The sequence below is a fragment of the Saonia flava genome (assembly GCF_011927795.1).
Taxonomy (GTDB): domain Bacteria; phylum Bacteroidota; class Bacteroidia; order Flavobacteriales; family Flavobacteriaceae; genus Saonia; species Saonia flava.
The window spans coordinates 493,439-513,124 of sequence record NZ_JAATJJ010000001.1 but is presented as its reverse complement, the minus strand read 5'-3'; the positions used below and the strand labels follow the sequence as shown (position 1 = coordinate 513,124).

The 19,686-nt window shown below is 37.3% G+C and carries 15 protein-coding genes; 5 read left to right on the top strand and 10 right to left on the bottom strand.

What is annotated here, in order from left to right:
* Nucleotides 1–120: 120 nt before the first annotated feature.
* Nucleotides 121–1,008, bottom strand: a complete 888-nt coding sequence (locus GGR42_RS02405) for a lysophospholipid acyltransferase family protein (protein ID WP_167960488.1) — start codon at nt 1,006–1,008, stop codon at nt 121–123.
* 57 nt (nt 1,009–1,065) lie between these two features.
* On the opposite strand from GGR42_RS02405, the gene GGR42_RS02400 reads away from it, so the two are divergent.
* A complete protein-coding gene (locus GGR42_RS02400; RefSeq protein WP_167960486.1) occupies nt 1,066–1,713 on the top strand; it encodes a rhomboid family intramembrane serine protease in 648 nt (215 codons plus the stop codon).
* Nucleotides 1,714–1,825: 112 nt separating this feature from the next.
* Nucleotides 1,826–3,469, top strand: a complete 1,644-nt coding sequence (locus GGR42_RS02395) for an LVIVD repeat-containing protein (RefSeq protein ID WP_245201376.1) — start codon at nt 1,826–1,828, stop codon at nt 3,467–3,469.
* A gap of 73 nt (nt 3,470–3,542) precedes the next feature.
* On the opposite strand, the gene GGR42_RS02390 is transcribed toward GGR42_RS02395, so the two are convergent.
* Nucleotides 3,543–4,652 carry a TlpA disulfide reductase family protein gene (locus tag GGR42_RS02390; RefSeq protein ID WP_167960484.1) on the bottom strand — a complete coding sequence of 370 codons (1,110 nt, stop codon included), beginning with the start codon at nt 4,650–4,652 and terminating at the stop codon, nt 3,543–3,545.
* A 94-nt stretch (nt 4,653–4,746) separates the two neighbouring features.
* Nucleotides 4,747–5,229 (bottom strand): hypothetical protein, encoded by a 483-nt coding sequence (locus tag GGR42_RS02385; RefSeq protein WP_167960482.1) that lies wholly within the window; start codon nt 5,227–5,229, stop codon nt 4,747–4,749.
* Between the two features lie 88 nt (nt 5,230–5,317).
* On the opposite strand from GGR42_RS02385, the gene GGR42_RS02380 reads away from it, so the two are divergent.
* Nucleotides 5,318–8,227 (top strand): FAD-binding and (Fe-S)-binding domain-containing protein, encoded by a 2,910-nt coding sequence (locus GGR42_RS02380; protein WP_167960480.1) that lies wholly within the window; start codon nt 5,318–5,320, stop codon nt 8,225–8,227.
* Here the strand turns inward: GGR42_RS02380 and GGR42_RS02375 are convergent.
* On the bottom strand, nt 8,224–9,102 hold the full coding sequence (locus GGR42_RS02375) for a UDP-2,3-diacylglucosamine diphosphatase (protein ID WP_167960478.1): 879 nt from the start codon (nt 9,100–9,102) through the stop codon (nt 8,224–8,226). The genes GGR42_RS02380 and GGR42_RS02375 overlap by 4 nt on opposite strands.
* A 184-nt stretch (nt 9,103–9,286) precedes the next feature.
* Here GGR42_RS02375 and aroC point away from each other — a divergent pair, with 184 nt between their 5' ends.
* Together aroC and GGR42_RS02365 are read left to right on the top strand one after the other, a co-directional pair.
* Entirely contained in the window at nt 9,287–10,351 is a 1,065-nt protein-coding gene (gene aroC, locus GGR42_RS02370) for a chorismate synthase (protein ID WP_167960476.1), read from the top strand.
* A 57-nt stretch (nt 10,352–10,408) separates the two neighbouring features.
* Nucleotides 10,409–11,734, top strand: coding sequence for a dicarboxylate/amino acid:cation symporter (locus tag GGR42_RS02365; RefSeq protein ID WP_167960474.1), 1,326 nt, complete (start codon nt 10,409–10,411; stop codon nt 11,732–11,734).
* Nucleotides 11,735–11,758: 24 nt separating this feature from the next.
* Here GGR42_RS02365 and GGR42_RS02360 read toward each other — a convergent pair whose 3' ends face one another.
* The 6 genes from GGR42_RS02360 to GGR42_RS02335 all read right to left on the bottom strand — a co-directional run bounded on the left by GGR42_RS02360 (nt 11,759) and on the right by GGR42_RS02335 (nt 19,605).
* Nucleotides 11,759–12,124, bottom strand: coding sequence for an arsenate reductase family protein (locus GGR42_RS02360; protein ID WP_167960472.1), 366 nt, complete (start codon nt 12,122–12,124; stop codon nt 11,759–11,761).
* 5 nt (nt 12,125–12,129) lie between these two features.
* Nucleotides 12,130–12,348 carry a hypothetical protein gene (locus GGR42_RS02355; RefSeq protein WP_167960470.1) on the bottom strand — a complete coding sequence of 73 codons (219 nt, stop codon included), beginning with the start codon at nt 12,346–12,348 and terminating at the stop codon, nt 12,130–12,132.
* Nucleotides 12,349–12,728: 380 nt separating this feature from the next.
* Nucleotides 12,729–14,798, bottom strand: coding sequence for a DUF4139 domain-containing protein (locus tag GGR42_RS02350; protein WP_167960468.1), 2,070 nt, complete (start codon nt 14,796–14,798; stop codon nt 12,729–12,731).
* A gap of 106 nt (nt 14,799–14,904) precedes the next feature.
* Complete coding sequence (locus GGR42_RS02345; protein WP_394352745.1) at nt 14,905–15,306, bottom strand: thiol-disulfide oxidoreductase DCC family protein; 402 nt, start codon at nt 15,304–15,306, stop codon at nt 14,905–14,907.
* Between the two features lie 568 nt (nt 15,307–15,874).
* Nucleotides 15,875–17,737, bottom strand: coding sequence for a tetratricopeptide repeat protein (locus GGR42_RS02340; RefSeq protein ID WP_167960464.1), 1,863 nt, complete (start codon nt 17,735–17,737; stop codon nt 15,875–15,877).
* Nucleotides 17,734–19,605, bottom strand: coding sequence for a tetratricopeptide repeat protein (locus tag GGR42_RS02335; protein WP_167960462.1), 1,872 nt, complete (start codon nt 19,603–19,605; stop codon nt 17,734–17,736). The genes GGR42_RS02340 and GGR42_RS02335 overlap by 4 nt, the downstream gene beginning before the upstream one ends.
* Between the last annotated feature and the right edge of the window lie 81 nt (nt 19,606–19,686).

Sequence of the window (19,686 nt, the reverse complement as noted above, 5' to 3'; positions counted from 1 at the left end):
TTGGACAAATTGCTTATCCACCAAAACAATAGAATTTAAAAAATATTGTAATATTAAACTTACAATTTATTTTCTTTTTCTCAATAATTAAATTAGAGGATAAAATACTAAACTTATGGTTTATGTAAGCTTTTTGGGTACTTTATTTCTATGTTTCCATCTTCTATGCGTCCATAGATAGTATTGGGGAGCTTCCTTGATCTGTTCTTCGGTTAGACGTAAAAAAGCATCTGTAATTTCATGTTCCTTGGTCTGTTTTCCCGATGTGGTAATGGGAATAAATTCTGCTTGGTAATATCCCCGCTTTACCTTGGATACTTTTATGAACACCACGGCCAAATCAAACTTTCTGGCCAAAGTTTCAACACCTGTATGTATGGGTACGGTTATACCCATAAATTCAGACCAATATTTTGTATGGGAAATTTGTGGAGACTGGTCGCTTACCATTCCAAAAATGGCCTTTATCCCTTCTTTTTGATTTCTAAGAACGGTTTTTACCGTTTCCTGCTGTATAATGAGCTCTGTGTTCCACTTGCTTCTTACTCGCTTTATCAAGTTGTCAAAATACTTATTTCCTACTTTTTGATACACTGCATACCCTTTGTTTTGTGAATGCAGACTAAGACTAACGTTCCATTCCCAATTGGCATAATGTGCGCAGGGAATTAAAACGGTTTTATCTTTTTCAATAGCTTTCAAGGTATCAATATTTGCTATTTTAAACCTTTTTTTCATTTCAAAGGGCGACATGCCCAAGGGCTTTATCATTTCTAGGAAAGTATCACACAAATGGCTATAAAACTTCCGCCTTATTGTTTTAATTTCCACATCGGTTTTGTCGGGAAAAACCAATTTCAAGTTGGTTTCAACAACCTTTTTTCTATATCCAAAAACGGTATAGACCAGGAAGAAAACAAAGTCTGAAAACAAATATAAAATGGGAAAGGGCAATTTGGAAATCAACCATAAAAGGGGATATGCCAAAATGTAAATAACTCGCTGCATTCTAATAAAAAGTATGGACAAATATAGCTATATTTGAGACCAAACCTTGGATGTACCATGAATTTACACGCTGCCACTATTGCTATTATTGCCGCCAATGTACTAGTTTCCCTTAAAGGGTTTAATGACAATGTCTTTTTTGATAGATATAAGTTTCAAATAGGCCCAATTAGGGATGGGCAAAAAGAGCGTATGGCCACATCTGGGTTTTTGCATGTGGACATATCCCATTTATTGTTCAATATGCTTACCCTCTATTTTTTCGCTAATGTGGTCATTAACTGGTTTGGACCAACAAAATTTGGGATTATCTATTTTGTGAGTTTGTTGGCAGGAAGTCTTTTGGCACTTTTCTTTCATAAAGAAGAGCCTTTTTATAGTGCTGTAGGTGCCAGTGGTGCTGTAACTGGAATTTTATATGCCGCAATTTTATTGCAACCCAATATGCAGTTGGGAATTATGTTCATCCCCATCCCATTACCCGCATATGTTATAGGAATTGGGTACTTATTGTATTCCATTTACGGAATGAAGAATAAGGTGGGAAATATAGGCCATACCGCTCATTTTGGAGGGGCCATGGGAGGGTATGTAACGACCTTGCTTTTTAAACCGGAATTATTGGTCACGGACACCCTGATGGTTGCCTTACTTGCCTTTCCAATTATCATTCTTTTTGCTTTGGAAAAGATGGGAAAAGTATAAAATTTCCTTTAAAACGGCTTTTGTCAACATCTTTAGGGTGCTTCACAACATTTTTTTGCTACTAATAGGTATAGGTCAATATTTTTGGCTTGTTAAATTATAACCTACTTTAATGATGAAGAAGACATGCTTGCTATTACTAGCGACAACAATGTTGGTAATTTCCTGTTCAGATGAAACCACTGTATTTACAGATCCCCTAAGTGATGAGAACAATATAAGACTTGAGACCAGTGAGCAGGTGCTGGAAAATAGTATTGTGTATGATAAGGCGGGTGTAATTGATATTTATGAAGAAGATAAGAGTACTGGAAAATTTTCTAAAGCTGCAGAAGTGGCGGGAGATTATCCACTTACCTTGGTTGCCCAGGTTGCTCCTCCAAGTTTTGCTGGTGGAGAAAATATTACTGCCACACATGTTCATGTAGTGGGTGATTTTGCCTATGTTTCTTATAACACCGCTGGAGCAGATTATGTTGGCGGAGTGGATGTAATAAATGTAAGTGACCCCACAAGTCCTAGTATTGCCTCTAGATTGTATTATAGTAATGCAGATGTTAATGCCATTAAATATGATAATGGGTTTGTGTATGCAGTGGGCGGAGTAGACGCAGAATTATCAGCTAGAGCTACATCTAATTCATTTTTAGCTAAAATTCCTGTAAATAATGGGAGAATGGACACGGGTAATGTTACCTATGGCTTCCATCAAGGATTTGTTAGTAATGATGTGGAAACTACCGACAATACGATTTTGGTTACAAGTGGTAAAGAGGGAACCTTAACAGTCTACAACAAAGCTGATTTAACGATATTAAATGAAATTCCATATGCAGACTTGCGTTCTGTTGCCTTAAAAGATAATAATATCGCATTATTGGATGGGAGTATAGGGGTCAGCATTTTGGATCAAAATTACAATGTAGTACGAGATATAGCAATCGACACCGATTTTGGTGTTGCCAAACGAACTTTGGATTTTTCTGGAAATAAGATAATTGTTTCAGAAGGAGCCAAAGGGGCCGGTGTATATGATTATACTACCGGAACATTATTGGAATATGTACCTATATTAATCAATCCAGAAGGTGTGGAGGAGTCCAATATAGTAACCAATGCTATTGCGGTGAACGAAGGTGTTGTTTTAATGGCAAACGGAGGTGCTGGTCTTTGTCTATCCGAGGAACAGGCGGATAATACTGACCTTGTTGGAATTGTGGATTTGGATGGTTCTATTAATTATGTGGAAAGTAAAGGAGATTATGTCTTTGCAGCTTCTGGTAAGGCAGGTTTGCAAATTATAAAGATGAACAAACCAGACGAAAGTTTGGAGACTAAATGTGAAGGAGCCGTAAGATATAGAGGTAGTTCTTGGTTAAATGTTAATCCAGGAGAGGTTTTTTCATATAGTGGCTTTACAAGACTTAGTGGTATAAATATCAACGGCAGCTTACTTTTATGTGGCTCATGGTCTGTGAGGAATGATGTTAATATGAATAGCGATGGTTTGTTTGAAATGAATGGAACCTTTGCGGTTGGTAGAAATAACAGCAGAAAGAATATTACGATCAATCAGGGAGCTACCTTTAGAGTGGAGGGAAATCTAACAATTTATGGTGATTTAATATTGAACGATGGCGCTACGCTAGAATTTATTGGAACCGATTCTGTAGTTGATATTTATGGCTCTGTTTATATGAATGGTAGTGTTGCAATAGAGGGAACCTTTGATGATGTAAAGAATAAGTTTGAGTAACTTAACCGATAAAAAATAAAAAAAACCGGCACTGAAAAGTGCCGGTTTTTTTTATGGAAAATATAGCTTTAAATCATTGTAATAGTTCGGCAATTTTTTCTTCCAATGCCTGACCACGTAAATTTTTGGCAACAATAACACCATTTTCATCCAAAATAAAGGAAGCAGGTATTGCATTTACATTATACAACGCTGCAATTTCATCAAAATAATTTACGTTGGAAACATGGTCCCAAACAAGTCCATCATCATTGATGGCCTTGATCCACTCCTCTGCACTTTTATCCAAGGATACCCCCATAATTTTTAATCCTTTATCGTGATACTTATTATAGACATTGACCACATTGGGATTTTCTGCTCTACATGGTCTGCACCAAGCTGCCCAAAAATCCACAATGGTTATTTTTCCCAAAACATCGTTCAAGGCAAGTTTTTCACCAGTTGGTGTGGGAGCGGAAAAATTTGGAGCTTTGGAGCCTATGGTAGTAGTCTCTGCCTTTTTCAATTTACCCATTAAAGATTTACCAACACTTGTAGCTTTGATTTCTGGAGTTAAAGATTCAAACATCTCTTTTAATTCTTCTTCGGACAAAGCTTTTGAGCCTAAAGCTTTATCAATTAATAAAGCAGTTATTAAAGCATTGGGATTATTTTTAATAAAATCCATTTCAAAATTTTTGGCCTCTTCCTGTAGTTCAAAGTATTCATCCCGTAAAGAGTTCATAGTGGCAGTATCCTTGGCTGCTTGTGCACTTCTCATATCATTTTGCATGGATACTACCCTTCCGGACATAGCTCTTGATTTTTCTAGGTAATCTGCAAAAATATCGTTCTGCACTGTTCCCTTTATTTTCGCAAATGCAATACTGTCTTTCTGTGCTTCCAATACAATTTCTCCATTTTCCAAGATTATTGGTATAAACCCTCTTACCTTATCAATGGCCACGTAATGTACCTCTGGGGATTCCTGTATTCCTCCTGTGAACAAGAATTTTCCATTTTCTATGGTGGCAGTATCAATATCTGCGGGAGGTTTGCCCTCTTCTGCCTTTTTTAAATAGACCAGGGTTCCTTCTTCCAGTTCACCTGTTAATGTACCTTCCAATGTAAACCCTTCGGGAGTACCTGTACATGCCATAAAAAAGGAAAGAATACTTAAAAAGAATACTAATTTTTTCATTTTTTTTCGTTTAATGGGGTAAAGGTACTTATATAAGCATAATAAAAAAAGCCATTGAAACTTCAACGGCTTTTTTACTAAAATGAATAGGGCGCTAGAATTGATACCTAATACCCAATGCTATGTCAAAATCAAATCCGTCATCAAAACCATCGTAGCCTAATAGACCAATTTCGGGCCTAAAGTCCAGAGAAATTAACAAGGGAATGTCAAAATTGTATTCAACACCAATATCACCGGCGCCAAATATAAAAAGTCCATCATCTGCAGGAGTGGAAAAATCAACATTTCCAAGTCCACCACCAACACCATAAAACCAATTAAAGTTGCCGTCCAGTGCATGTACCCATTGGTATACACCAGCTAGTTTAAAGGCGTCAAAATCACGATGGTCCCTCCATCCTAAGTCAACTTCTAAACGATTGTAACGTGCTATGGATTTTTGATAGGAAATTTCCGCTCCAAATCCATCACTATCACCCAAGCGAAGACCTAGGGCATGGTCAGAGATTTCTTGTGCACCCATAGATGCGGTAACTAAAAAAAGAAAGATGGTAACTACTTTTACAATTTTCATAGGTTTCTGTTTTAATTAGTAAATATCAGAATTTTGTTTATGTCTGCGATAATAAAAACTTAAATTTGTTTCCAAAAATTGTTCCAAGTTGGATAAAAATTTACTAAAAAAATTAGAAGCAAGCATAGAAGGAGAGTTATTGGTAGACGATTTATCTACTAGATTATACGCAACAGATGCCTCCGTATATAGAAAAATTCCCAAAGCGGTTGTATATCCAAGAACTAAGGGTGATATAAAAAAGCTTGTAGTTTTTGCCAATGAACAAAAAGTTGGACTTATCCCTAGAACTGCGGGAACTTCTTTAGCCGGACAGTGTGTCGGCGATGGGATTGTAGTGGATGTTTCCAAGCATTTTACAAAGGTCATTCATTTAGATGTTGATAAAAAACAAGTTAGGGTTCAGCCTGGAGTAATAAGGGATGAACTTAATCAGTACTTGGCTCCCCGCGGACTCTTTTTTGGTCCCAATACGTCAACATCCAACAGATGCATGATAGGAGGTATGGTGGGCAATAATTCTTCTGGAACCACATCTATTCAATATGGAGTAACCAGGGATAAAGTGGTTGCCCTGCAAACTATTCTTTCCGATGGCAGTGAAGTTGAGTTCAAGTCGCTTTCCAAAAAGGATTTTGAACAGAAAACATCATTAAATTCACTTGAAGGATTAGTTTATAAATCAATACATAAAGAACTATCAAACAATATTATAAAAGAAAATATTGTTAAAGAATTTCCTAAACCTGAAATACATAGGAGAAACACCGGGTATGCTGTCGATGAATTACTGAAAAATAATGTTTTTGGGGCTGTTGACAAGGAAATAAATGTTTGTGATTTGTTGAGTGGCAGCGAAGGCACCTTGGCATTTACTACGGAGATTACTTTGCAGTTGAATGACTTACCCCCAAAACTTTCCGCGATGGTGGTAACCCACTACAAAACATTGGAAGATTGCCTTAGCGATGTAGTTCCTGTGATGAAGCATAGTTTGCATACCTGCGAAATGATGGATAAAGTTATTTTGGATTGTACCAAAAACAATAGGGCGCAATTGGCCAATCGTTTCTTTGTGGAAGGTGACCCGGCAGGTTTATTGATGTTGGAGGTAAAAGCTGATTCTGAAGAGGAATTACAAAAACAATTGGATGAGCTTCTTAAGAGCATTCATGCTTCAGGGCTCAGTTATGCAAATCCTATTCTTAAAGGAGTCGACATAAATAAAGCCATTGAACTTAGAAAAGCAGGTTTGGGCTTATTGGGGAATATGGTAGGCGACCGTAAGGCAGTGGCTTGTATAGAGGACACTGCTGTAGCTTTAGAAGACCTAAAGGACTTCATAGGAGAGTTTTCACAGATAATGAAGGGGTACAACCAGCAGGCGGTATATTATGCCCATGCAGGCGCTGGAGAATTGCATTTGAGACCTATTCTAAACTTAAAGAAAAGGGAAGATGTTGGTTTGTTCAGGGATATTACCACAGATGTCGCCAAACTAACCAAGAAATATAGAGGTTCGTTTAGTGGGGAGCATGGGGACGGTATTGTGCGCGCTGAGTTTATTCCGCTAATGATAGGGGAAGAGAACTACGAGCTTCTAAAGCGCATAAAGTCTTATTTTGACCCTAATAACATTTTTAATCCAGGAAAAATCGTTGACGCGTTTCCTATGGATGAGTCTCTTCGATATGAAGTGGATAGACGGGAGCCCACTATTGATACGCTAATGAATTTCTCTGATAGCGAAGGAATCTTAAAGGCTGCGGAAAAATGTAATGGAAGTGGTGATTGCCGTAAAACCCACCATATGCCGGGAGCTATGTGCCCAAGCTATCACGCTACCAAGAATGAAAAAGATACTACAAGAGGAAGGGCAAATGCGTTAAGGGAGTTTTTAACAAATTCAGAAAAAGAAAATAAATTTAATCAACCCGAATTAAAAGAGGTGTTCGATTTGTGCCTTAGTTGCAAAGCGTGTTCCAGTGAATGTCCAAGCAATGTAGATGTAGCTACTTTGAAGGCTGAATTTTTATATCAATACCAAGAAGCAAATGGGTATTCTTTTCGAAGTAAATTATTTGCGCACAATACTAAAATCAACAAGGCAAACAGTAAAATAGCTGGGTTGGTTAATGCTGTGTTCAAATCAAAGGGAATAGGAACATTAATAAAGAAAGCTAGCGGAATTGCCATAGAAAGAACCCTTCCAAATGTTTCAAGTTTTGATTTCGATAAATACTTAGAAAAATCTAATAATCAATCAAATAAATTAAACTATAAGATAATCTTATACATAGACGAGTTCACCAAATACATGGATGTTGACCTGGGTAGGGATGCTATAGAGGTGCTGGTGAAGTTGGGCTATGATGTAGAGCTCTTTTATGCAGAAAGTGGTAGAACCTACCTTTCTAAGGGGTTTTTGAAACAAGCAAAAAAATTGGCTAAAGAAAATGTTATAAAACTTAAGTCCTTCGCAGAGAAAGGATATTCCATTGTTGGCCTGGAGCCGAGTGCTATATTGACCTTTAGGGATGAATATAAAAGATTGGTAGATGATACGGAAAATGTAGATTTAATTGCATCCCACTCATTTCTTATTGAGGAGTTTTTGGCTTCAGAAATTAAAAAAGGCAGTATAACTTCTGAACATATGTCAAAAGAAGCAAGAACCATAAAGATTCATAATCACTGCCACCAAAAGGCTTTATCTGATCAAAAAGTTACTTTTGATATGCTTAATTTGCCAGACAACTACTCTGTTTCCATTATATCTTCTGGCTGTTGTGGTATGGCGGGATCTTTTGGATATGAGAAAGAGCATTATGCAGTTAGCATGCAAGTAGGAGAGTTAAAGCTATTCCCGTCCATTAGAAAGAGCGATGATAATGTGACCATAGCTGCAAATGGCACGAGTTGTAGACATCAAATATATGATGGTACCAAGCGCAAGGCCTTGCACCCGATCACTATTTTTAATGAAGCTTTGCTTTAATCTATGATGTCCCCCTCAGTTTCTTTTTCCTTTTCTTTTACTTGATCTGTAGAGGCTTCTTTAGTGATAGAGGCAATGAGGTCTTGCATGTCCAATTCTTTTAGGTCGTCATCTACAAAGAAGGGGAGCAGTTTGTCATGATTGTATCTGTATATTTTCCAACGTTTAAAAGAATATTCAAGCGCCGTAAGGTTTTCTACCCAATCCCCAGAATTTAAATAGGTACAAGAACCATGTTTGTTTTCATACAGTTCTTTTTTCGGTTGATGAATGTGTCCGCATATTACATAATCGTATTCATTTTCAATGGCCAGGTCTGCGGCCGTGTTTTCAAAATCGTTTATATATTTAATGGCGCTTTTGACACTGTTTTTTATTTTTTTGGACAAGGAGTATTTTTCTCTTCCCAATTTGGACAGCGCCCAATTGGTCATTCGGTTTATAAGAATCAACAAGTCGTAGCCATACCCACCCAGTTTCGCTAGCCACTTAGCATTTTGTATGGATACATCAAAGACATCGCCATGAAAAAACCACGCTTTCTTGCCATCTAAGTTTAAAATAAGTTTGTCAACAATTTTAAAATTGCCCATGGAGGTATCAGCAAATTTCCTGAGCATTTCATCGTGATTTCCGGTTATGTAATATACCTCCGTACCATTGGACGCCATCCCGATGACCTTTTTTAGGACCTTAAGATGTGATGGCGGGAAATAACGCTTGCTAAATTGCCATATATCAATAATATCCCCATTTAACACAAGCTTTTTAGGTTTAATGCTGTTTAAATAGGCAATAAGTTCGTCTGCATGACAGCCATAGGTCCCTAAATGTACATCGGATATTACAGCAACCTCTAATTTTCTTTTTTTCAACACAGGGAATTTTATACAAAATAAACCTATAGGTATAAATTTATGATGAAGTTGTAATCAATTGTAGATAAGCATATGGTTAAGTTTATATTAAGCGGCTTAAGATATGTTAAGGGAAGATTAACAAAGGGGTAATTTTGGTTTCCACTAATTTTAAAATTACCTTTGACATAAATATTATTTAATGGCAGGCAATACTTTTGGAACCCTTTTTAAACTAAGTACTTTTGGCGAATCCCATGGGGTGGCAATAGGAGGCGTGTTAGATGGATGTCCGGCTGGACTAGAATTGGATTTAAACGCAATTCAATTGGATTTAGACAGAAGAAAACCGGGCCAATCTGCCATTGTAACACAAAGAAAGGAGCCAGATACCGTGGAGTTTTATTCAGGGCTTTTTGAAGGAAAGACCACTGGAACGCCTATTGGTTTTGCCATTCACAATACCAATCAAAAATCTAAGGATTACGGTCATATCAAAGATTCATATAGGCCTTCACATGCGGATTACACCTATGATCAAAAATATGGTTTTAGGGATTATAGAGGTGGTGGACGAAGCTCTGCAAGGGAAACGGCCAGTAGAGTAGTTGCCGGAGCTATTGCAAAACAATTTCTAAAAAATATTAAAATCAATGCTTTTGTTTCCCAGGTTGGGACTTTAAAACTTGATAAAAACTATACGGAACTCAACCTGTCCTTGACAGAATCCAATCCTGTTCGTTGCCCCGATCCCGCAACGGCCTCCAAAATGGAAGCGTACATTAAAGAAATCAAAAAAGAGGGAGATACAATTGGGGGAGTAGTGACATGCGTACTTCAAAACGTTCCCGTTGGATTGGGAGAGCCGGTTTTTGACAAGTTACATGCGGATTTAGGAAAGGCCATGCTGTCTATAAATGCGGTAAAGGGTTTTGAGTATGGTAGTGGTTTTGCCGGTGTGTGTATGAAGGGCAGTGAACATAACGACTCCTTTAACACGGATGGTTCTACCAAAACCAATTATAGTGGAGGTGTTCAGGGGGGAATAAGCAATGGTATGGATATCTACTTCAATGTTGCTTTTAAACCCGTGGCCACGGTTATACAGGCTTATGAAACTATTGATAAAGACGGTAATAGTGTTAAGACGCAAGGAAAGGGAAGGCACGACCCATGTGTCGTGCCAAGAGCTGTGCCGATCGTAGAAGCAATGGCGGCCTTGGTTTTGGCTGATTTCACCCTTCTTCAAAGAGCCAATAAAATATAATCGTTCGTTTAGGGCTTTTCGTTCCAAAATAGTATCTTTCTAGCCTAAATTAGGCATATGAAGAAATTGGAACTGCATTGGAAGATTCTTATCGGAATGCTTCTTGGAATTATATTTGGTTTTGCAATGACCCAAATTAGTTGGGGAAAAGACTTTGTTTTTGATTGGGTTAAGCCTTTCGGAACCATTTTTGTAAAACTATTAAAGCTCATTGCAATTCCTCTTATTCTTGCTTCACTGATAAAGGGCATATCAGATTTAAAGGATATTTCCAAGTTTAGAAATATAGGCCTAAGAACTATTGTCATATACATCTGCACTACAATAGTCGCTATTGTACTTGGGCTCTTATTGGTTAATATCTTACAACCCGGAAATGGTATTTCCGAAGACACCATAGCAAAACTAACGGAAACCTATGCAAACGATAGTGGGGTTGTTGAAAAAATGGAGGAAGCGGCACGACAAAAGAGTGCAGGGCCACTTAAATTTTTAGAGGACATGGTGCCAGATAATGCTTTGGCGGCCATGACCAACAATAAAATGATGTTGCAGGTAATTTTCTTTACCATTTTTATGGGAATCTCTATGCTGTTAATCGGTGAGAAAAAGGCAAAGCCATTAAAAAAGTTTTTCGATTCGCTAAATGATGTCGTGTTGAAAATGGTGGATTTAATTATGCTTTCGGCACCATATGCTGTTTTCGCACTCTTAGCGAATGTAATAGTTTCATCCAGTGACCCAGAATTACTGTTGGCCTTGCTAAAGTATGCGGGTGTTGTTGTACTTGGCCTTTGTTTAATGATTGTTTTTTATTGTATTGTAGTCTCTCTTTTGGCAAAGAAGAACCCTTTTTGGTTTCTTAAGCAAATAAGTCCAGCGCAATTACTGGCCTTTTCAACCAGTTCCAGCGCGGCTACCTTGCCAGTAACAATGGAAAGGGTAGAGGAGCATATTGGGGTTGATAAAGAGGTTTCCAGTTTTGTATTGCCTGTTGGAGCCACCATCAATATGGATGGAACCAGTTTGTACCAAGGAGTGGCGGCGGTCTTTATATCCCAGGCCCTAGGATTCGATTTAACACTTACTGATCAACTTATAATTGTACTAACAGCATTATTGGCATCCATTGGCACGGCAGCTGTTCCTGGAGCGGGAATGGTGATGTTGGTTATTGTCTTGGAAGCTGTGGGCTTTCCGGCTGATAAATTGGCCATTGGACTTGCATTGATTTTTGCAGTGGATAGGCCCTTGGATATGTTTAGAACGGTTGTAAACATCACTGGTGATGCTACAGTTTCGATGGTGGTTGCCAAATCTGTTGGAAAATTGGGAGAGCCCCATGTAAAGAATTGGGACGACAACTGGGATGAGGTAAAATGATTAAAGAATGCATTCTTGCAATCTTTATATCTTAATGATATCGGTAGGTGTTTCAATTAAAATAGTTATGTCTCCCCTTAAAGCAATGGGCTGCTTCATAATCTCAGGGTTGTGCTGAATCATTTTGATCCAATCGTTTGTCGAAAAATCATGATGACCAAAATTGGAAGAGTATGCGGGATGTTCCTGATTTACCAGGTCCGCCACTTTTATCTTTAATCTATCTGCAAGTTCTACAATTTGTGTCCCTGTAAGTTTCGTTTTCAAGATATCAATCTCTTGGATAGGAAGCCCTTCGGCTTTGGTATACACCAAGGTTTGTTTTGCTCTAGTGGATTTAGAACTGTAGTATAGGGTAATTTGTCGGTCCGACGTGGCTATTTCTCCCATAATCTTTATAATTGGTTGTGTTTGTGTGTCTCCAGATGATGTCTAAGTAATTGTTTTAGACTTTCCAAATACTCCTGCATAACTTCTTTGTCAATATGAGGATGGTTCGTGACAGGTAATGTCATTGGGTTTTCATCCAAAGAACGATAGAGTTCAGGGTAATTGGTTTCAATATTGCTGGTAAGTTGTGTTATTTCCCTCAATATAGTGAATAGGTTTTTCATGATGCATATTAATTATATGTTCAAAACTACCGTACAATATTTACTATTCTTATGATAAATATCAGAATTTGTTGCAGCTTTTCAAGATTTACTAAAATGGTGTTCCAAAATTTCTAAGGGTACAAGAGGGTCTGGCTATTTTGGCAATCGGGTATAATAAATGGCAATATAAAATATACTTAAACATCTAATTTATATAGTATTGTGAATTTTATTTAAACTAAAAGTTTAATTATCTGAAGACGCTATTTTGACATGCAATATATATGGATTCAATGCTGAACTTGATTTTATTTTGAGACATAGATCCTAAAATAATGTCCATTGGAGCGGTATAAAACAAATATGGTTTCTACCGCTCCACCGGACATTAGGTAACTTTATAGTGAAATACTCTTGTATCTTGGGTACTTTACTTGGAAAGAGAAGCTTTCCTTTTTGGTTTCTTGGCTGGCCAAGTTTATTTTCCACGTCAGCAGCCCCTTCTTTTCATCATAGTCTGCTGTATAGGTTTCTATATCATCTACTTTTATCTCTTTGTTCTGAGATAACGGGATACGGTCCATTAATTTAAGGTTTATAGCTATACCTTTGTTATTTTTAACCTCTATATCATAGGTTCTATCCAGAATCCTTGTACTTCCGGTAAAAGATTTGCTCTTAAAGTTCTTGTTCTGCTTTCTCTCAACCGTTACGTTAGGGTCTATTCCCAGGGATACTACCATTTCTTTGGTTGTTTTGTATGGATCTATGACTGTTTTCCCTGCATACCCCCCTTCAAAATATAGATTGGCTTCCCCCGGCATTAGGTTGTATTGTTCCCAGTTTTTGAATTGTGCCGTTAGAAATACATTTTCATTTAGGATAGGTGCAGCAAAGTATTCGTAAGTAGCATCTAGTTGATGTGTATTTATTTCTATGGCTGTAATATCACCATCCGAGGCAATGGAGTAGGTTTTCTTAATTTTGAACTCTGTACTGGTCATGGTGTCATTTGTATTACTTTTCTTGGTGGTTATAACCATAACACCGTTGTTTCCTTTGCTTCCGTATAAAGCTGTCGCTTTTTCGCCTTTCAGCACTTCTATATGTTCAATTTCGTTTTCATCTATATCCCCTTCCATAAAACCATCCATGGGAATACCATCTACAATGTAAAGGGGTAGTTGAGGTTCTGGGGTTTTAGTTCTAATAGAAGAGGTGCCCCTAATTTGAACTCCGGCAACTCTACCTTGTAGAGAGCTCACTGCACCAGTTATGTTTGACCTGCTTTTTGAGGCATAGCCAGTAACCACAACTTCTTCAAGCATTTGTGCATCTTCATCCAATCGAATGTTCATGACCGATGAATAAATGGGCATTTGTTTGTCTTGAAAACCTATATAGGAAAAGGTTAGCTCTTGACCTTCTGAAACTTCAAGACTATAGTTACCGTCAAAATCGGTGGTAGTACCAATTGTTGTTCCCTTGATCACTACATTACAGCCAGGTAGCGGTGCTCCGGATTCATCGGTTACAATCCCTGTTATTTGTTTTACCATAGGGTTGTATGTATATCCTTGTGTTTTAGAGGTGGGTGTGTATCTTTTTTGATATCCGCTCACAAAGTTTAAATACTTTGTTCCCATTATTGGTTTGGCAATATTTATATTGGGGTTACCAGTGGATAGGGTCACTTTTACGTTCTTCCAGTCCATTCCCGTTTTTTGATATACATGCGCTTTGTACGTTAATTGCAGGGGATCATTGATTTTTTTGGATTTGATATCATAGGTTGGAATCCATCCTGCGTCTTGTACCGAATATGACAATATTAAGTTTAGGGAGGCGGGAATAGGGGAGTCAAAAGTAATGGAGATTTTCCCTTGCTCTTTTATAGGGGCATTGTTTATTTCTGCCAATTGGTTTTGGTGTGCCCTTATATCTGCCTTTAAGGCATTGATTTTTAGGTTTGTTTTAAAGATTTCATTCTTTATTGCCGTAATCCGTTCCCTGTAATAGGTGCTTATCTGCTTTACCTTGTCCAAATCCAAGTCTTTGGTCCTAGAGCTTACAGCTCTATTCGTTGTAATGACCAATTCTTCCTCATCTAGTCCATCTATTTTATTTTTTAGAAGGGCGATTTCCAATTCTAAAGCTTCGATAGTATTGTTTATGGAGTCTACTTCTGGATTTCCTTCGGATTTAACAAGATAATCAATATCATAATCCATGGAAAGAATGGAAACATATTGTAATCCTGATATTTGAATACTACTTTCATCAATTTTGGTGGATAGTCCGGTAAAGTTAATTTTGGTGATACCAGAATCAAGAACGCAATTGGCAGATCGGGTAATTTGCGCGCTGTTTAGGTACACTGTTACTTCTTTTATTGTGGATGGTATTTTAATGTCGTTCCCAAAAAGAAGTATAGGGCAAAAGAGGAGTAAAAGAACTAGATTTTTCATGTTTTTTGGTTTTAAAGTTGTCCAAACATAGGGTGGACAATTGCCTTTTAAAACCAATAACGCGCTAATAAAGCCTTTTGGTGAGGGAAATTGCGCTTTGGGTGAGTTAGTCTAAAAACTTTGCCTTCAATTCGGGTGTTGGTATCATGCAAGCGTCCTTTTTGCCGTACCATTTGTACCTGTTCTTGGCAATAAAATCGTATACGATATTTCGTATTCCTGTGGGAATCCAAGTAAACACTGTGATTGTTCTCCAGCTACCACCAAATTCCAAACCTATGTTTAGAATGGCATCAGACTTTGTATAGTAGGCAACACCAGGTTCAATTAAGATAATGGAATCCACTTTAGAAGTGTCAATTTTACGTTCTTCCACCAATTTTTTCCCTGTTTCGCTTTGCAAGGCTGCAAAACGGAAGATGTCCTTTTTATCTCTTTTAATTATATACTGGACAGAACTATTGCAAAGGTTGCAAACTCCGTCAAAAAGAATGATTTTTTTGTCCATTGCTTTCATATTGTCATTCTCGCGTAGGCGGGAATCTTTTTTCCACTAGATAAAGATACGGCGGATAACTTTAAAATGTCATTTCGACCAAAGGGAGAAATCTAAATTCAGTTTTGAGAGGTTTCTCAATCATTTCATTCCTTCGAAATGACATTTTGGGCTCTTTTAGTCATTTCGACTGAAAGGAGAAATCTAAATTCAGTTTTAAGAGATTTCTCAGTCATTTCATTCCTTCGAAAGGGAGTTTGGCTCTATCGGTCCTTTCGACGGCAGGGAATAATTTAAAAGAAAATGATGGGGATTTCTCAGTCACTTCATTCCTTCGAAATGACATTTTGGGCTCTTTTAGTCATTTCGACTGAAAGGAGAAATCTCAATAGCAAAATATAGGTTTATTTAGATTTCTCGGTTATTTCATTCCCTCGAAATGACTCCTAGGTTTAAAATTGTCAATGTAAACCCATGTGCGGAATCCATAATGTTATTAAAAAGATTTCTCGTCGCTTCACTCACTCGAAAAGGCATTATGTTCTTAAAAAGTACACTTCAAATTGTAGATTACGGAACTTTATAGGGTATTTAAAAAAGTGCTCAAGTCAGTTTCTTTATCAAGCCCCAATTTCTTTTTAAGGCGGTATTTGGATTTTAGAATACTATCCGGTAACACGTTCAATGTAGCTGCGATTTCTTTCGTGGTCAAATTCATCCGTATAAATGCTGCCAAACGTATTTCCTTTTCCGATATATCCGAGGATAATGTTTTCAATTTTTGGTCAAAGTCATTATGTACTTCAGAGAAATAAGTCTTGAACACTTCCCAATCCTTGTCCGAGGCATTTTCCTTTTTTAGCAACATCACAATGCGTCTAAATTCGGTTTTAAATAGCTCTGGAGATTTCTTAATACTTTCAAGATTTTCCATCAACTCTTGTATAAAAGTATTTTTTTGTACCAAATGCAGGGTTTGGCTGGTGAGTTCCTTCTTTTTATGGTCAATCTCTTGTTTGTAGATTTCTTCTTGTTTTTCACGGGCTATGCGGTTCTTTTTAATACGTTGACGAAACCCAAAAACAGAAAGCCCAAATAAGGCTAGGGCAGAGGCCATACCTCCAGCATAGAGTCCTTTGGTGAGTTTGTCCACTTTGGCCTTTTCATTAAGGGTATTGATTTCTTCTCCTTGCAGGGCAATTTTGATCTCGTTCTGTTCATTCTGGTGGATAATCCTTAATTCATTGATTTTCGAGATATTCTTTCTTTTTAAGGTGGAATCTTGGTGCTTTTTAAAGCTTTCATAACTTTCCAAGGCTTTTTGGTAGTTAGAATTTGATTTGAAAACTTCGCTTTTCAGCCTATGGACCTGTCCTAGGTATTGTTCGTTTATCAAAGGGTCTTTTTGCAACCTGTTCAAAAGAGCAATAGCTTTATTGAAATCCCCTATATTTTTATAATAGGTGGCCAGCCTTACGTTGATATAGCTGATTGTATAATCGCTATGTATTGATCGTGCTATGGAAAGGCCCTGGTCAATCAATGCTTTTGCCTTTTCATTATCCCCGGTTTCCAAATAAATATCAATTAAATGGGGTATGCTTACCAATTTTATGGTCTTATATCCATGTTCATTTGATATTTTAAGACTTTCATTAAAATAATCAATGGCCTTGTCATATTTTTTTTTGAATTTATGGGAAATACCCAGAATATTTAAAATGGATGATTGGTATTCCACATCGTCATGTTCACGATAGACTTTTAATGCCTTTTGACTGTTTTCAATTGAAGCGTTGAAATTTTCAAGTGAATTTTCAATTATGGCTATTTTATAAAAAGCATCTGCAACCCTGATTTCTTCACTCAAATCTTGAAATATTTCCAAGCTTTTTAACGCATTTTCCAACGCAAGTTGATTGTAATCCTTGTCAATATAAATACTGCAAGCCGTATCGTATGATAATGCTAAACCGAATGAATCCTTGATTTTTTCGTTGAATTTTAAATTGAGTTGGTTTAAGCTATCTGCCTTTTTATAATTTCCTCTCGTTATTTCCAATATCACTAAACTATGTACGGCTGATGCCAACGATTTTGATTTGTCGTTCTCCTTGGCCAGTCGTATCGATGCTTCGATATGGTATTGGGCGGAATCGTATTTACTTAAGGTGGTATAAATGGTCGCATAGTGATTATGGGCTTTGAGTTTTCCAGTATTATCATTTAGGTCGCTGGCAATTTTCAGTTCAATTTCACTATATTTCTTAGCTTCCTTTATGTCCCTATACATGTAATATGAGGCAATTCCGTTAGCGGTCTTTAACTTTATGCTATCAATTTTGGTTTTGGCGAACAATGCTAGGAGACTATCTATTTTCTTTTGGTCCTGGGCAAAAATGGATACGCTTAGCAATAAGGTCAAATAAAGGAGTTTTTTCATAACGCATTTAAAAATTGGTTCAAATCGGTTTCTTTATCAAGACCCAACTTCTTTTTAAGCCGGTATTTGGATTTTAAAATACTATCGGGCAATACGTTTAAGGTGGCCGCAATTTCCTTGGTGGTTAAGTTCATCCTAAGAAAGGCTGCTAATCTTATCTCTTTTTCGGATATGTCCTCGTACAGGGTTTTGAGCTTCTGGTCAAAGTCATTGTGTACCTCGGAGAAATAGGTTTTAAAGACCTCCCAATCCTTGTCTTCTGCACTTTGTTTTTTCAAGAGCATTACAATGCGCCTGAATTCCACTTTAAACTTATCAGGTGAACTTTTTAATTTTTCTAAATTCTCCTTTAGCTCTTGTATAAATGTGCTTTTTTGGACCAGATGAAGGGTTTGGCTGGCGAGCTCCTTCTTTTTATGCTCAATTTCCTGTTTATAGATTTCCTCCTGTTTTTCCCGGGCTATCCGGTTCTTTTTCATGCGTTGCTTAAATCCAAAGTACAAAAGGCCAGAAACCGTCAAAAATGTAAACATTCCTCCGGCATAGAGCCCCTTGGTCAACTTATCTACCTTGGCCTTTTCATTTAAGGTTTTGATTTCTTCTTGTTGTATGGCTATTTCCGCTTCTTTCTTTTCCGTTTCATACAGGGTTTGCAGCTTGTCCACTTGTTTTGCCTTTTCTAAGGAGAAAATACTGTCATTAATGGTAACCGACCGTTGCAAGTCCAATATCGCCTTGTTCAACTCCCCCTTTTTTTCATGGAGTTTGCTCCTAAAGTAGAGTGCATCTTTTAATCTTTTGGATATTTTCATGGAATCCCCTAAAAACACTGCTTCATTGAGGTGGTTCAATGCTTTTTGCAATTGGTTGTTCAAGGTGTAGGCATGGCCTAAATTGTAATTATATGTGATGCGGTTTATTTGTGAAATATCGGCTAGATTTGTGGTCAAACATTTTTCCAAGTACGGAATGGCCTTGGTTATCTCTCCCAATTCTTTATAGGCATTTCCCAATCCACTGTAGGCATATACCATAATGGTTGGGAACTTATATTTACTCCCCAAATCAAGACCTTTGTTGTAAAATTTTATGGACTTGGAGTGGTCTTTTTTTTCAGCATAGACATCACCCATATCTAGCCAGGTAGTAGCTTGGTATAAGTGATCATCGGTTTCTTCATAAACCTTCATGGCCAATTGAAAGGAATTCAATGCATCATCATATCGTTCCTGAACAGTCTGCAAATATCCAATATTTCTATGGGTATCGGCTTTATGATAGCTCTTAATATCTATAGTGTCCATGGTCCTCAATGCCTTGTTGTAATATTCCATGGCCTTTGGAAAATTGCCCATTTCATAATAGTTAAATCCAATGATGTTCATGGCCGAACCATAGCGCACATAATCACCATAACCTAATTGATACGTTGCCGAAGAATCCATAAGTTCAATTGCTTTGCCATGATTTCCTTGATGCTCCTCATATACAGCAAGGTTTTTTAGGAGCGTGGCCAAAAAAGTATCATCATTCTGTTCAAAGGAAAGTTTTAAGGCTTTTCTGTAATACTTTACCCCAAGGTCCATTTGTCCCAAGGTAGAATAATAATGGCCCAAACAAAACTCAACCCTGAGCAGACCATGCTTGTAGTTGGCTTTCTCGGAAATTTGGAGCATTTCATCAATGTATTTTTTGGCCTCATCTGGTTCGGTATAAACATACAGATCTATCAAATCATCCAGTGCAAGGACTTTGGCCTCAATTGAATTATTTGCATGATAAACCTTTATTAAACTGTCTATCTCTTTTTGGTCCTGTCCCTGTAGACTTATATGTGAAAGAAAGCAAATAAGCAAAAGGAGTTTCATTGACTTCATTGATCAGAATGGTTTGGTTTCCACTAAGATAAATCAACTTTCGGTCAAAAAAATCAATTTCAATGTCTAAAA